We start from the raw sequence: 14419 nt of genomic DNA on the forward strand, positions 1-14419 counted from the left end.
GCGAGGAGCCGCAGGCGACGAAGCAATCCAGGCCCGCACGAGAGAGGCTCGCGACCTCACTAAGTCCGGGCCTGGATTGCTTCGCTACGCTCGCAATGACGAGGTATTTGGGAAACGCGCGCCTTAAACCGGCCGGTTCGCCCCGCCGCCGTCCATCACCTCGCGCACCTTCGTGGCGAGCTGGCTGACGGTGAACGGCTTGGGCAGGAAGGCTACGCCCGCATCGAGCATGCCGTTATGGACGACGGCGTTGCGCGTATAGCCGGTGGTGAACAGCACCTTCAGGTCGGGACGCAGCGCCAGCGCGGCGTCGGCCAGTTTGCGGCCGTTCATCTCCGGCATGACGATGTCGGTGAACAGCATCGTGATCTGCGGCTGTTCGCCCAGCGCGACCAGCGCCTCGGCCCCGCTCGCGGCCGAAATGACTGTGTAGCCCAGCTCGCGCAGCGCATCGACCGAGAAGTGGCGCACGCGCTGCTCGTCCTCGACCACCAGCACCACCTCGCCCGACTTGCCCTGCGGCAGTTCGGTTTCGGGGACCAGCGTGTTCGTCCGCATGGTCGGCTCGCCCATGTGGCGCGGCATGTAGAGCTTGACGGTGGTTCCCTGCCCCGGCTCCGAATAGATCGCGCAATGGCCGCCGGTCTGTTTGGTGAAGCCGAAGATCTGGCTGAGGCCGAGGCCGGTCCCCTTGCCCACCGCCTTGGTGGTGAAGAAGGGATCGAACGCCTTGGCGATCACCTCCGGCGTCATGCCGGTGCCGGTGTCGGTGACGCTGATCATCACATATTGGCCGGGCGCGACCTCGCTGTGGATGCGCGCATATTCGTCATCGAGATAGGCGTTCGCCGTCTCGATCGTGACATGCCCGCCATCGGCCATAGCGTCGCGCGCATTGACCGCGAGGTTGAGGACCGAATTCTCCAGCTGCCCCGGATCGGCGAAGGCGCGCCACAGCCCGCCCGCCAGCACGGTTTCGACCATATATTGCTCGCCCATCGTGCGGCGCAGCAGTTCGGACATGCCCTGGACGAGCTTGTTGACGTCGATCGTGACCGGCGCGAGCGGCTGCTGGCGCGAGAAGGCGAGCAGTCGCGCGGTCAGCGATGCGGCGCGCTCGGCGCCTTCGGATGCGTTGCTGATATAGCGTGTGAGGACTTCGGGATCGCCGCCGATCTTGCGCTTGGCGAGATCGAGACTGCCGATAACAATCGCCAGCATATTGTTGAAATCATGGGCGATACCGCCAGTCAGCTGACCGATCGATTCCATCTTCTGCAGCTGGCGGGTCTGCGCTTCGGCGGCTTCGCGCGCGGCCATCTGATCGCGCAGCCCCTCGCTCGCCGCGATCGCGGTGTCGCGCATTCGCGTCAATTCGTCCTCACGCCGCCGCGCGTCGCGCAGCACGACCGCCGCCACCGCGACCACCAGCAGCACGATCAGCGCCAGGCTCGATCCCAGCGCGAGGATCAGCCGATCGGTCGATGTGCGGCGTTCGGCCTGCAGCCTCTCTTCCTCGGTCAGCATCGCGCCGATCACGTCGGTGACGCGGCGCATCTGTTCGGGGCCGTAATCGCGGCTGTTGGGATCGCCTTGCGGGATCGTCTGCGTGCGGGCGAAAAAGTCAGCGCTCTTGTGCAGCGAGGCGAAGCGTTCATCGAGCAGCGCGCGCAGCTGGACCATATGATCCATCTGCACCGGATTGTCGGCGACTTCCTTCGCGATCGCATCGAGCGCGGGCGGCGCGGCGCGGATCGCGCTTTCCATGCTGTCGTAGAAACGCGGCTTGCCCGTCAGCAGGAAACCGCGCGTATCGGATTCGGCCTGCCGCACGGTTTCGCTCAGATGGTTGAGCTTCACCTGAACGTCGAGCGAATGCTGCACCCAGTCGCTGGCGCGCGCCTGCGCCATGACGAGCAACAGCGCACCGATCACCGCCAGAACGGCGACGATCAGGCCGGCAATCGCCAGCAGGGGCGTCCTTCGTGTCACGATGCTTGCGCGCATTGGCGGTTTCATGGCCGATCCATCGCGCGCATGCCACCGTTAATCGCTGCACTGCGGCTATCGCGTCGCAAAATCTTTTCGCAATGCTTTGCGCTGGCTCGGGAATTTACATTCCAGCGGCCGCAACGATCGCGGCCCAGCCGGCTTCGTCGATCACGCGAATGCCCAGCGCCTCAGCCTGTTTGAGCTTCGATCCCGCCCCCGGCCCCGCGACGACCAGGTCGGTTTTCTTCGAAACCGACCCGGCGGATTTGGCGCCCAGCGCCTCGGCCTGCGCCTTCGCCTCGTCGCGCGACATGGTCTCAAGGCTGCCGGTGAAGACCACCGTCTTGCCCGACACCTCCGATTCCTGCGTCTCGACGATGAAGTCGGGCGGCGAAACCTCGCGCAGCAGATCGTCCCATGCCTCAACATTGTGCGGTTCGTGGAAAAAGTCGGCGAGCGCGTGCCCGACGGCCGCACCGACATTCTCGACACCGATCAGTTCGGCGACCGCCTTGTCCAGCCGGTTGCGATAGCGACTATCCTCCTCGGCCAGCGCCTGTGGCGTCGCGTCGCGCAACGCGATGATGTCCGCGCCCAGCGCGCGGATCGCGGGCAAGGTCGTGTAACGCTTGAGCATGTCGCGCGCCGTCACCGCGCCGACATGGCGGATGCCCAGCCCGAACAGCAGACGCGCGGCATCGGGCGCGCGCTTCGCCTCGATCGCGGCGAGCAGGTTTTCGACCGATTTCTCCTTCCACCCCTCGCGCGTCAGCAATTCGTCGCGATACGCGGCAAGGCGGAAGATATCGGCCGGCTCCTTGATCCAGCCCAGCTCCAGAAATTCCTCGATCGTCTTGTCGCCAAGGCCCGCGATGTCGAGCGCGCCACGGCTGACGAAATGGCGCAGCCGTTCGAAACGCTGCGCCGCGCAGATCAGGCCGCCGGTGCAGCGAATGTCGACCTCGCCCTCCTCACGCACCGCCTCCGATCCGCAGACCGGGCAGTGATCGGGGTAGATGAAGGCTGGCCGCTCCTCGTCGCGGGTCAGATTCTCGACGACCTGCGGGATCACGTCGCCCGCGCGCTGCACCACGATCCGATCACCGGGGCGCACGCCCAGCCGCGCAATCTCATCGGCATTGTGCAGCGTGACGTTGGAGACGACCACGCCGCCCACCGTCACCGGCACCAGCCGCCCGACCGGGGTGAGCTTGCCGGTGCGACCGACCTGGATGTCGATCGCCTCCAGCGTCGTCTGCGCCTTCTCCGCCGGGAATTTGTGTGCGATCGCCCAACGCGGCGCCTTCGCGACGAAACCGAGCCTTTTCTGCCAGTCGAGCCGATCGACCTTGTACACCACCCCGTCGATATCGAACGGCAGATCCGCACGCCGCGCCTCGATCCCGCGATAATGGGCAAGCGCAGGCGCCGCGTCCTCGACGCGGACGAGATCGTCCGACACCGGTAGGCCCCACGCCGCGATCGCGTCCATCACGCCCTTCTGCGTCTCCGCCGGCACTTCGGACGCCTCGCCCCAGCCATGCGCCAGGAAGCGCAGCGGGCGCGACGCGGTGACGCCCGGATCCTTCTGCCGCAGCGAACCGGCGGCGGCGTTGCGCGGATTGGCGAACTGGCGCGCCTTGGCCGGGTCTTCGGCCTCGTCGAGCAGACGGGCGTTGAGCGCGGCGAAATCGTCCTTCGCCATATAGACCTCACCGCGAATCTCGAAGACGGCGGGGGCAACACCCGTCAGCCGATCGGGAATATCGTCGATCGTCCGCACATTGGCGGTCACGTCCTCGCCCACCGATCCGTCCCCGCGCGTCGCCGCCAGCACCAGCACGCCCTGTTCGTAGCGCAGCGAGCAGGACAGGCCGTCGATCTTCGGCTCGGCGGTAAGCGCCACCACTTCATTATCGGCAAGCTTCAGGTAACGCCGCACGCGATCGACGAATTCGGTCACGTCCTCATCGGCAAAGGCGTTGTCGAGGCTGTACATGCGCTGCGCATGCGCAACCTTGGTCAGGTTCCCCGCCGGCGCGGCACCCACCGCCTTCGACGGCGAATCCTCACGCACCAGTTCGGGAAAGCGCGCCTCGATCGCATTGTTTTCGCGCATCAGCGCGTCATAGTCTGCGTCCGAAATCTCGGGCGCGTCATCGGTGTGATAGAGCGCATTGTGCCGCGCAATCTCGGCGGCAAGGAAGGCGAGACGATCGGAGGCTTCAGCCTCGCTGAGCTTGTCGGGGGCGGTCATGGATTCGCATCAAGCACTTCACTCTCCTCCCTTCAAGGGAGGGGTTGGGGGTGGGTGGCGAAGCCGAGGGCTCGAAGCCCGAAGGCGTAGCCCGACGAGAGGTCGAAATGGCTCGCTACGCTCGCCACCCACCCCCTGCCCCTCCCTTGCAGGGAGGGGTGATTGAGGCTAGGCGCGCCGCCATCCCGGGCACAGCAGGAGTCGAGCCACCATGATCCCCCGTTACGCACGCGCGCCGATGGTTGCGATCTGGGAGCCCGAAAACCGCTTCCGCATCTGGTTCGAAATCGAGGCGCACGCGACCGACGCGCTCGCCGATCTGGGCGTCGTCCCAAAGGAAGCCGCCGCGGCTCTGTGGAAATGGTGGGCCACCAAGCCCGCGATCGACGTCGCCGCGATCGACGCGATCGAGGCCGTCACCAAGCATGACGTGATCGCCTTCCTCACCTGGGTCGCCGAACAGGTGGGCGACGAAGCACGCTTCATGCATCAGGGCATGACCTCGTCCGACGTGCTCGACACCTGCCTTGCGGTGCAGCTGACGCAGGCGGCCGACATGCTGATCGCCGATCTCGACACTTTGCTCGAGACGATCAAGCGCCGCGCCTACGAACATAAATTGACGCCCACGATCGGCCGCAGCCACGGCATCCACGCCGAACCCGTCACCTTCGGCCTCAAGATGGCGCAGGCTTATGCCGAGTTCGCGCGCAACCGCGAACGGCTGGTCGCGGCGCGCAAGGACATCGCGACCTGCGCGATTTCGGGCGCGGTCGGCACCTTCGCCAATATCGATCCGCGCGTGGAGGCGCATGTCGCCGCCAAGCTGGGCCTCGCGATCGAGCCGGTTTCGACCCAGGTGATCCCGCGCGATCGCCACGCGATGTTCTTCGCGACCCTGGGCGTCATCGCCTCGTCGATCGAACGCCTCGCCACCGAAGTCCGCCACCTGCAGCGCACCGAAGTGCTGGAGGCCGAGGAATATTTCTCGCCCGGCCAGAAGGGCTCGTCGGCGATGCCGCACAAGCGCAATCCGGTGCTGACCGAAAATCTGACCGGCCTCGCCCGCATGGTGCGCGGCTATGCGCTGCCCGCGATGGAGAATGTCGCACTGTGGCATGAGCGCGACATCAGCCACTCGTCGGTCGAACGCTATATCGGCCCGGATGCGACCATCACGCTCGATTTCGCGCTCGGCCGCCTCAACGGCGTGATCGACAAGCTGCTCGTCTATCCGGAGCGGATGGAGAAGAACCTCAACAAGATGGGCGGCCTCGTCCATTCGCAGCGCGTGCTGCTGGCGCTCACCCAGGCGGGGGTCAGCCGCGAGGACAGCTATCACCTAGTTCAGCGCAACGCGATGAAGGTCTGGGAAAGCGACGGACAGCTTTCGCTGCTCGAACTGCTCAAGGGTGATTCGAAGGTTAATGAGGCACTTACGACTGCCCAGTTGGAAGCCAGTTTCGACCTCGATTACCATTTGAAGCATGTCGACGAAATTTTCGGTCGCGTGTTCGGCGCCTGACGATTGCAATTTACGCAAGCAGTTGCATGAATTGCAACTGCGGCGAACCGATGCGAAATTGCGGTCAACTGTTTTAGTAGAGTAAACGCTTCTGCGACGTCGTGGGGACGTCATCGGGCCAACGAGCCCCAAAAGCAGGAGCGTATCATGTTGAACTATTTCGAAAACACCACGGCTGCGATGATCGCGCTCGCGGTGCAGGTGGTTGCGGTCGGCCTCGTCGTCGCCCTCTAAACCTGTCTGAACCGGCGCCGGGTCGTCCCTTCGACCCGGATAGCCTTGCGACCGGATAAGGTTGCCACTCCCCGCGCCGCCCGCCATCGTCACCTGATGCCCGGCGCGTCGATCCTGATCAGCATCGTCAACTATCGAACGCCCGACCTGGCAGTCGCGGCGCTCGGCGCCGTTGCCGACGAAGCCATCGCGCGCGGCGACGTCATGGCCGTGATCGTCGACAATGCCTCGGGCGACGGATCGCCCGAACGGATCGCCGACGGCATCATCGAAATGGGCGGCCCCGAAGGCTGGGCCGAACTGCTCGATCGCGACGTCAATGACGGGTTCGCGGCGGGCAACAATGCCGCCATCGCGCGCTTCCGCGAACGCCACGGCCGCACGCCCGACATCGTATGGCTACTCAACCCCGACACGATCGCCGAGGCCGACGCATTGGGCGCGCTCGTCCGCTTCCTCGACGCGCATCCGAAGGCGGGGATCGTCGGCGGCCGCGTGCTCGCGCCCGATGGCAGCGCCAATCACTCCGCCTTCAACTTCCCCTCGCCGACCGGCGAACTGCTCGCGGCGCTCCATTTCGGCCCGCTCACCCGCGCGCTCGCGCACCGTGAGGTCGCGATCCCCATCCCCGATGCGCCGATCCGCGTCGACTGGGTTGAAGGATCGCATCTGGCGATCCGCGGCGCGGTGATCGACGCGATCGGGCCAATGGATGAGGGCTATTTCCTCTATTATGAGGAGGTCGATTATTGCGCCCGCGCCGCCGATGCCGGGTATGAAGTGTGGCACGATCCCGCATCGCGCGTCGTCCATATCGGCGGGCAGGCGACCGGGATCACCGGCGCGACCACCGGCATCGGCCGCCGCCCCCGCTACTGGTTCGCCTCCCGCGCGCGTTTCTTTAGCGGGCGCTACGGAAAGGCCGGCTTGGCCCGCGCCAATGCCTTGTGGCTCGCCGCCTGGCCGATCGGCGGCCTGTGGGCGATCCTGCGCGGCCGGCCGCGCAAGGCGCAGCCGGGCTTCTGGCGCGATATGTGGCGATTTGGTGCGGGATAGGGTGGCGTCGCGGAATCTCCGCGCCTAAGGTCATTCGATGCAAGCCCGGACACTTCGCCCGCTCCTGCTGCTGTCGACCATGTTGGTGACGGCGTGCATCCCCGGCCAGCAGCGCGGTCGCGCGCCTGTAACCCGCCCCCCGGCCGAGATTCAGGTGCCGATCGCCGAACCCGCGCCGCCGCCTCCCCCGCCGCCCACATCCGAAGGCGCCCCGCCCAGCCCGCCGCCCGCATGGCAGGTGAAGAAGGTGCAGCCCGACGCGACGGTCGTCGCCGATCAGACCTATCTGGTGAAGCCGGGCGACAATCTGCGCCGCATTTCCGACACCACCGGCGCGGCATCGGAGGCGATTGCGCGCGCGAACAATATCGCCCCGCCCTTCAAGATCCTCGCCGGGCAGAAGCTCAAAATCCCCGGTGGCCGATACCACCGCGTCGGCAAGGGTGAGACCGGCATCGCCATCGCGCGCGCTTATGGCGTCGAATGGACCCGCATCGCGCAGATCAACGACCTCGAAGAACCTTATGTGCTGCGCGAAGGCATGCGGCTGGCGCTGCCGAGCAGCGGCGAAGTCGCGCAGATGACGGCCAACCAGCGTGCCGAGGCGTTCCGGCTCGACATCGAAGACCTGATCACCGGCTCCGAACCCGCGCTCGCCGTGCGCGCCAAGCCCAAGCCGCCTGCGCCCACGCCCAAGCCGGTCGCCCCCACCGTTGCGGTCGCCGAACCGAGCACCTTCGCAGGTAAGTTCGACTGGCCGGTTCGCGGCCCCATTCTGCGCGGCTTCGGCCGGATCGGCGACGGGCAGCAGAATGACGGCGTCAACATCGGCACGCCCGCGGGCAGCGCGGTTGCCGCCGCCGCCGACGGCGTGGTCGCTTATGTCGGGCAGGATATTCCGGCTTACGGCACGCTGATCCTGATCCGCCACGGCGACGGCTGGCTCTCCGCCTACGGCTATGCCGCCAGCATCACCGTGACGCGCGGACAGAAGGTTGTGAAGGGGCAGACGATCGCCCGATCAGGCGCCAGCCCCTATACGGGCGAACCGCAATTGCACTTCGAAGTCAGAAACGGCCGGAAACCGGTCAATCCGCTGAGCGTTCTGCCAAGCCGGAGCTGATATTCGGCGGAGCTGATTTTCTGGTGCCATCCATGCCTGTCTTCGATCGGCGCACCATCATGCGCCTGCTGTCCACCACCCCGATCGGCCTGTCGCTGGCAGGGGCCGCGCCCGATGACGTGACCGACGAGGGGCTGACCGATCACCTCGCCTCCTTCTGGCCGGTCTATGATCATACGCGCGAGAATGAAGATCGCCCCGGCGAGTTGCGCGCGGGCTATTTCCTGCCCGAAAAGCGGCTCTACACCGGCGCGGGCATCACCGTCAGCAAGCTGCGGATCGAATCTTGGCTGCCCGATTTCGACAAGATCGCCGACGATGTCCGCCGCCTCCACGCGCGCTTTCCCGCCGCCTGGACCCGCCACGGCGCGCATTTCGACAAGGCATTCCCCGATTTCCGCGTCAGCGCCGCGCCGATCTACCTGATGCTCTCGCTGGGCGATTTCGACGCGCATCTCGAACCCAGCAAGGGCGTGCTGCCCCTGTTCATCGGCCTTGACGGCATCGTCCAATATCATGGCGCGAACGCCGACCTGGCCGTCCTGCTCGATCACGAATCCTACCATCTCTATCAGGGGCAGGTGAATCCGGAGCTGAGCCTGGCCAAGCGCCCGCCCTTGTTCATCACGCTGTGGATGGAGGGCACCGCCACCTGGGTAAGCGAAGTGCTCAACCCGCAGGCGAGCGCGCTCGCCGTCCTGCTCAACGACACCGCGCTCGCCGCCGCATCCTCCGATGCCATTCGCCGCGCGGCGCAGGTGCTGCGCGATCGGCTCGATTCGACCAGCGAGAAGGACGAGGATCGCTTCTTCGGCGCGGGCTATGAAGGCTCCGAACCCGCGCGGATCGGCTATCTCCTCGGCCTCCAGATCGCCCGCCGCCTCGCCTCGCGCTACTCCCCCGCCGCAATGGCCCGGCTCGACGGATCGGTGGTGCGCCAATTGTGCGCCGAAGGCTTGACGGCAATCGCGCGGGGATGATCTTCCTCCCGCAAAAGTGGAGGAGGATGATATGGAACCGCTGATGATCGCCACGCCCGATGGCGACTGCCGCGCATGGCTGTTCACGCCGTCGTCTGGCGATGGCCCGTTGCCCGGTGCGATCTTCTACATGGACGGGGTCGGCATCCGCCCGAATATGTTCGCGATGGCGCAGCGGCTCGCCGATGCCGGCTATGCGGTGCTGCTGCCCGATCTCTATTTCCGCGCTGGCGACTATGGGCCGTTCGATCCGAAGGTGCTGCTGGCGAGCGATGAGGCGCGCAAGCCGATGATGGCGCTGCTGGGCACCACCAGCAATGTGAAGGCGGCTGCGGATACCGAATATTTCCTCAAGACGCTCGATGCGCGGCCTGAGGTGAAGGCGGGGCCGATCGGGACGACCGGCTATTGCATGGGCGGCGCGATCTCGCTGACCGTCGCGGGCACCTGGCCCGATCGGATCGGCGCGGCGGCGAGCTTCCACGGCGGGGGTCTCGCGACCGATGCCGAAACCAGCCCGCATCGTTTCGCGATCAAGGCCAAGGGACGACTCTATATCGGCGAGGCCGACAACGACCCCTATTATCCGCCGGAGATGGGCGAACGGCTCGGCAAGGCGCTCGACGAAGCCGGGGTCGATTACACGCGCAAGCTGTACGAAGGCTCGCTCCACGGATGGACCCAGGCCGATTTCCCGATCTACGATCCGCCCGCCGCCGAACGCCATTGGGACGCCTTGCTCGGCCTGTTCGCAGCGACGATCCGATAGATGGCGTGATCCGATCCGGCTGTCCGGAATCGACCAAGCGGCCGCATTGACAGCCCCACCCCACCCTCGCATCCCCGCCTGACGGCCCGTCGAGAGGCCATCAGGCGAGGAGAGAGCGGTGAAAATCATGGTTCGACTGGCGGCGTCGGCCGCGCTGGTGCTGCCCGCAGCGGCGGCGCTGAACGCAGCGGCCTCATCCTATTCGGTCGAGCAGGCGACGGCGGGCAAGACGCTCTACGCCGCGCAATGCGCCGCCTGCCACGCCCCCGGCGGCGCGGGGCCGCGCCTGTCGGGATCGGCCTTCATCAACAACTGGTCGGGCAAGAGCGCGGCCGATCTCTTTTCCAAGATCGGCGATACGATGCCGACCACCAATCCGCACTCGCTGTCGGATGAACAGGTCGCCTCGCTCGTCGCCTATATCTACCAGCAGAACGGCGTTGCCCCCGGCGCGCCGCTGCCGCTGGGCGCGAAGAAGATCGGCGACGCCACCGTCCCGCTGATGGCCGAGGGCCGCAATGCCGAGGCACTGGCCGCCATCGCCCCTTCCCCGCCTTCGCTGGTGCGCACCGGCCCGCTGCCCGCGATCCTCGCAAAGCTCAGCCCCGTCACCGATGCCACCCTGCGCAATCCCCCGCCCGCCGACTGGCTGATCTGGCGTCGCACCTATGACAGCCACGGCTTCAGCCCGCTGGCGAAGATCAACAAGGCGAACGTGAAGTCGCTGCGCATGGCGTGGAGTTGGCAGCTCGCCCCTGGCCCGATGGAGGCGACCCCGATCGTCCATGACGGGGTGCTGTTCATCGAAAGCGGCCCCGGCACCGTCCAGGCGTTCGACGGCGCGACCGGCGAATTGCTGTGGGCCTACAAACGCGAAGTCCCGCCCGAACTGCTCACCGCCTATCCGCTGGTCCGCGTGAAGCGCAGCATGGCGATCTATGGCGAAACCCTACTCGTCCCGACGATCGAAAGCCACCTCGTCGCGCTCGATATCCGCACCGGCAAGGTCGTGTGGGACAAGCAGATCGCCGATTACAAGAAGACGTTCATGCTCACGTCGGGGCCGATCGTCGCGCGCGGCAAGATCTTCCAAGGCATTTCGGGCAGCTATGCGCGCCAGGCGGGCGGCGCGGGCATCGTCGCGCTCGACGCGAAGACCGGCGAGGAAATCTGGCGCTTCAACACCGTGGCGCGTGACGGCACGCCGGGTGGCGAGACGTGGAACGACCTGCCGATCGAGCGGCGCAGCGGCGGTTCGGTGTGGGTGCCGGGCAGCTACGATCCCGACAACAACCTGCTCTATTTCGGCACCGGCCAGACCTATGACGTGAATCCCTTACGCGAAAAATCGACCAAGCCGGGCGTCACCAACGACGCGCTCTATACCGACACCACCCTCGCGATCGATCCGGATACCGGCAAGCTCGTCTGGCATTTCCAGCACCTGCCCAACGACCTGTGGGATCTCGACTGGTCGTTCGAGCGCACGGTGGCGACGATCGACGGCAAGCGCATGGTCGTGACCGCGGGCAAGCAGGCGATCTTCGAGGCGCTCGACGCGAAGACCGGCAAATACGGCTTCAACTATGATTTCGGGCTGCAAAACGTCATCACCGCGATCGATCCGGTAACGGGCGCCAAGACCATCAGCACGGATACGGTGCGCTGGGGCGAAAAGGCCGCGGTGAACAAGACCTGCCCGACCGAGTTCGGCGCGCGCAACTGGATCGCCACATCCTATGACGCGGCCAGCCACCTGCTTTACGTGCCGCTCGATTCTTCGTGCACCGACGGCCTGCGCTCGCGCATGCCCGATCAGAACGACACGTCGGTCGGTAACGCGAATGCCGATGCACTCAAGCTCGGCTATATCGCCGCGTTGGACCTCAAGACCCGCAAGGTCGTGTGGACCGAACGCACGCCCGCCACGCAAACCTCCGCGATGCTGGCGACCGGCGGTGGGCTGCTGTTCAACAGCAACCTCGATCGCTGGTTCAGGGCCAATGACGCGAAGACCGGCGCCGAATTGTGGAAGGTCCGCCTGTCCGACGTCGCGAATGCCTATCCGATCACCTACGAAGCGAACGGCCGCCAATATGTCGCGATCGCCACCGGCAGCAGCGGCGTGGTGCTGACCAAATCCAAATCGACGATCGCCCCGCAATATCCGCTGCCGGGCACCGATGCGGCGACGCTCTGGGTGTTCGAGTTGCCGACCGACAAATGAACGTCACCCCCGCGCAGGCGGGGGCCTATCCACTGTTTTCTCGTGGGAAGAGACCGGATGGGTCCCCGCCTGCGCGGGGATGACGATGGTTAAGGCGATGGCGCATTCTACCTTCGCCGAAGCGCCCCCTCGCAATCCACACCAAAACGCACTATGTGCGCCGCGCTCATGGCAATTGAACTCCCCCTCCCGCCCAAGGTCGGCATGGTTTCGCTCGGCTGTCCGAAGAACCTCGTCGACAGCGAACGCATCCTCACCAAGCTCCGCTCGGACGGCTATGGCCTGTCGCCCGATTATGCGGGCGCGGACGTCGTACTGGTCAACACCTGCGGCTTCCTCGACAGCGCGAAGGAGGAAAGCCTCGAGGCGATCGGGGAGGCGATTGCGGAAAATGGCCGCGTCATCGTCACCGGCTGCATGGGCGATGAGGCGGAGCGGATTCGCGAACGCTTCCCCAACGTCCTCGCCGTCACCGGCGCGCATGCTTACGAACAGGTCGTCGGCGCGGTCCACGATGCGGCGCCGATGCCGCCATCGCCCTTCGTCGATCTGGTGCCGCAGCGCGTGGACGAAGCGGGGCTGAAGCTCACCCCGCGCCACTACAGCTATCTGAAGATTTCGGAGGGCTGCAACCACCGCTGCAGCTTCTGCATCATCCCGTCGATCCGAGGCGACCTCGTGTCGCGCCGCCCCGACGCGATCCTGCGCGAAGTCGAAAAGCTGGTCGCGGCGGGCACGAAGGAATTGCTGGTTATCAGCCAGGATACCTCGGCCTACGGCATCGACATCCGCAAGGAACCGCGCGCCTGGAAGGGCCGCGAGGTCGTGCCGCACATGACCGATCTCGCCCGCGAACTCGGACAGATCGCCCCGTGGGTGCGCCTCCACTATGTCTATCCCTACCCCCACGTCGATCAGGTCATCCCCCTGATGGCCGAGGGGCTAGTACTCCCCTATCTCGACATCCCGTTCCAGCATGCCAGCCCGCCGGTGCTGCGCGCGATGAAGCGCCCCGCGAACGACGCCAAGGTGCTCGAACGGCTCGCGGCGTGGCGCGCGATCTGCCCCGACATCGCGATCCGTTCGTCCTTCGTCGTCGGCTTCCCCGGTGAGACCGAGGCCGATTTCCAATATCTCCTCGACTGGCTCGACGAAGCGCAGCTCGACCGCGTCGGCGCGTTCCGCTTCGAGCCTGTCGCCGGCGCCCCCGCCAACGATCTGCCGGGCGCGGTGCCCGACGAGGTCAAGGAGGAGCGGTACGCGCGGATCATGGAGAAGACCGCCGCCATCTCCGCCGCCAAGCTGCAGGCGAAGATCGGCCGCACCGTCGCCGCGATCATCGACGTGGTCGACGACGAGGGCGGCGCCACCGGCCGCACCCAGGCCGACGCCCCCGAGATCGACGGCGAAATCCACCTGCGCGACGCCGAAGGGCTGAAGCCGGGCGATATCGTTATGGTCGAGATCGAAGACGCCGACGAACACGACCTGTTCGGCGTGGCGAGGTCCACTCCCCTATAACCGTCGCCCCAGCGAAGGCTGGGGCCTATGTCTCTCATCTCCGCGATGCCGTTTGCCACCGCAGAGATAGGCCCCAGCCTTCGCTGGGGCGACGGGCTATTGTACGAGCCCTACTCAAAGGATAACCTCCCCTCGTCCGCGTGACTGGCGAGAAAGGTGGGGCACCACCGGGGAGCGCGGGCGTCAGACGCCGCTCGCCTGGGCATCCGACGCAAGAGAAGGATGCCGCTCATGTCCGATCCGACCGATATCGCCGTCTGGCGCCGCCTCGACGATCGCATCACCACGTCCGGCCAGCCGACCGAGGCGCAGATCGCCGAACTCGCCGCGATTGGCGTAGCCCACGTCATCAACATCGCGCTCCACACGCACGAACAGGCGCTGCCCGATGAGACCGCAACTGTCACCGCGGCGGGGATGCGTTACACCCACATCCCCGTCCCCTTCGATGCGCCGACCGACGATCATTTCGCCGCCTTCTGCGCCGCAATGGACGAAACGCCCGACGCAAAGGTCCACGTCCACTGCATCGTCAACGCCCGCGTCTCCGCCTTCCTCTACCGCTGGCGCCGCGACGTGATCGATATGGACGAGGCCGAAGCGCGCACCGCGATGGAGACGGTCTGGCGCCCCGGCGGGGTCTGGGGCGCGTTCATCGGCGATGCAGAGGCGGCCGCCCGATCGCATCTGGGACCACGCCCCGCCGCATAAAGATGACTTTGCGTCGGTTTCTCT

The 14419-nt window shown here is 66.1% G+C and carries 10 protein-coding genes and 1 riboswitch; of the genes, 8 read left to right on the forward strand and 2 right to left on the reverse strand.

The window, feature by feature from the left end; all coding sequences use genetic code 11:
- Nucleotides 1-123 precede the first annotated feature (123 nt).
- Entirely contained in the window at nt 124-2007 is a 1884-nt protein-coding gene (locus tag EOD43_RS13055; RefSeq protein ID WP_127744284.1) for a CHASE3 domain-containing protein, read from the reverse strand.
- Between the two features lie 106 nt (nt 2008-2113).
- Nucleotides 2114-4249: an NAD-dependent DNA ligase LigA gene (gene ligA, locus EOD43_RS13060; protein ID WP_127744285.1), complete on the reverse strand. Its 2136-nt coding sequence runs from the start codon at nt 4247-4249 to the stop codon at nt 2114-2116.
- 211 nt (nt 4250-4460) lie between these two features.
- Here ligA and purB point away from each other — a divergent pair, with 211 nt between their 5' ends.
- From purB to EOD43_RS13100, 8 genes are all read left to right on the forward strand, one after another.
- Nucleotides 4461-5774 carry an adenylosuccinate lyase gene (gene purB / locus EOD43_RS13065; protein ID WP_127744286.1) on the forward strand — a complete coding sequence of 438 codons (1314 nt, stop codon included), beginning with the start codon at nt 4461-4463 and terminating at the stop codon, nt 5772-5774.
- A 279-nt stretch (nt 5775-6053) separates the two neighbouring features.
- The gene (locus tag EOD43_RS13070; RefSeq protein WP_164857223.1) at nt 6054-7064 is read left to right on the forward strand and encodes a glycosyltransferase; all 1011 of its coding nucleotides are present in this window, start codon (nt 6054-6056) and stop codon (nt 7062-7064) included.
- 37 nt (nt 7065-7101) lie between these two features.
- Entirely contained in the window at nt 7102-8187 is a 1086-nt protein-coding gene (locus tag EOD43_RS13075; RefSeq protein ID WP_127744288.1) for a M23 family metallopeptidase, read from the forward strand.
- 32 nt (nt 8188-8219) lie between these two features.
- On the forward strand, nt 8220-9167 hold the full coding sequence (locus EOD43_RS13080; protein WP_127744289.1) for a hypothetical protein: 948 nt from the start codon (nt 8220-8222) through the stop codon (nt 9165-9167).
- Nucleotides 9168-9198: 31 nt separating this feature from the next.
- Entirely contained in the window at nt 9199-9936 is a 738-nt protein-coding gene (locus EOD43_RS13085) for a dienelactone hydrolase family protein (RefSeq protein WP_127744290.1), read from the forward strand.
- A 127-nt stretch (nt 9937-10063) separates the two neighbouring features.
- Complete coding sequence (locus tag EOD43_RS13090; protein ID WP_240653246.1) at nt 10064-12163, forward strand: outer membrane protein assembly factor BamB family protein; 2100 nt, start codon at nt 10064-10066, stop codon at nt 12161-12163.
- 168 nt (nt 12164-12331) lie between these two features.
- Nucleotides 12332-13684: a 30S ribosomal protein S12 methylthiotransferase RimO gene (gene rimO, locus EOD43_RS13095; RefSeq protein ID WP_127744292.1), complete on the forward strand. Its 1353-nt coding sequence runs from the start codon at nt 12332-12334 to the stop codon at nt 13682-13684.
- Between the two features lie 130 nt (nt 13685-13814).
- Nucleotides 13815-13895, forward strand: a riboswitch (ZMP/ZTP riboswitch).
- A 20-nt stretch (nt 13896-13915) separates the two neighbouring features.
- A complete protein-coding gene (locus EOD43_RS13100) occupies nt 13916-14395 on the forward strand; it encodes a protein tyrosine phosphatase family protein (RefSeq protein ID WP_240653175.1) in 480 nt (159 codons plus the stop codon).
- Nucleotides 14396-14419 lie beyond the last annotated feature (24 nt).

The organism is Sphingomonas crocodyli (genome assembly GCF_004005865.1).
Classification (GTDB): domain Bacteria; phylum Pseudomonadota; class Alphaproteobacteria; order Sphingomonadales; family Sphingomonadaceae; genus Rhizorhabdus; species Rhizorhabdus crocodyli.

Excerpts from the sequence above, each read along its gene's own strand:
- EOD43_RS13055 (WP_127744284.1), bottom strand. The coding sequence starts at position 2,007 with ATGCGCGCAAGCATCGTGACACGAAGGACGCCCCTGCTGGCGATTGCC.
- ligA (WP_127744285.1), bottom strand. The coding sequence starts at position 4,249 with ATGACCGCCCCCGACAAGCTCAGCGAGGCTGAAGCCTCCGATCGTCTC.
- purB (WP_127744286.1), top strand. The coding sequence starts at position 4,461 with ATGATCCCCCGTTACGCACGCGCGCCGATGGTTGCGATCTGGGAGCCC.
- EOD43_RS13075 (WP_127744288.1), top strand. The coding sequence starts at position 7,102 with ATGCAAGCCCGGACACTTCGCCCGCTCCTGCTGCTGTCGACCATGTTG.
- EOD43_RS13080 (WP_127744289.1), top strand. The coding sequence starts at position 8,220 with ATGCCTGTCTTCGATCGGCGCACCATCATGCGCCTGCTGTCCACCACC.
- EOD43_RS13085 (WP_127744290.1), top strand. The coding sequence starts at position 9,199 with ATGGAACCGCTGATGATCGCCACGCCCGATGGCGACTGCCGCGCATGG.
- EOD43_RS13090 (WP_240653246.1), top strand. The coding sequence starts at position 10,064 with ATGGTTCGACTGGCGGCGTCGGCCGCGCTGGTGCTGCCCGCAGCGGCG.
- rimO (WP_127744292.1), top strand. The coding sequence starts at position 12,332 with ATGGCAATTGAACTCCCCCTCCCGCCCAAGGTCGGCATGGTTTCGCTC.
- EOD43_RS13100 (WP_240653175.1), top strand. The coding sequence starts at position 13,916 with ATGTCCGATCCGACCGATATCGCCGTCTGGCGCCGCCTCGACGATCGC.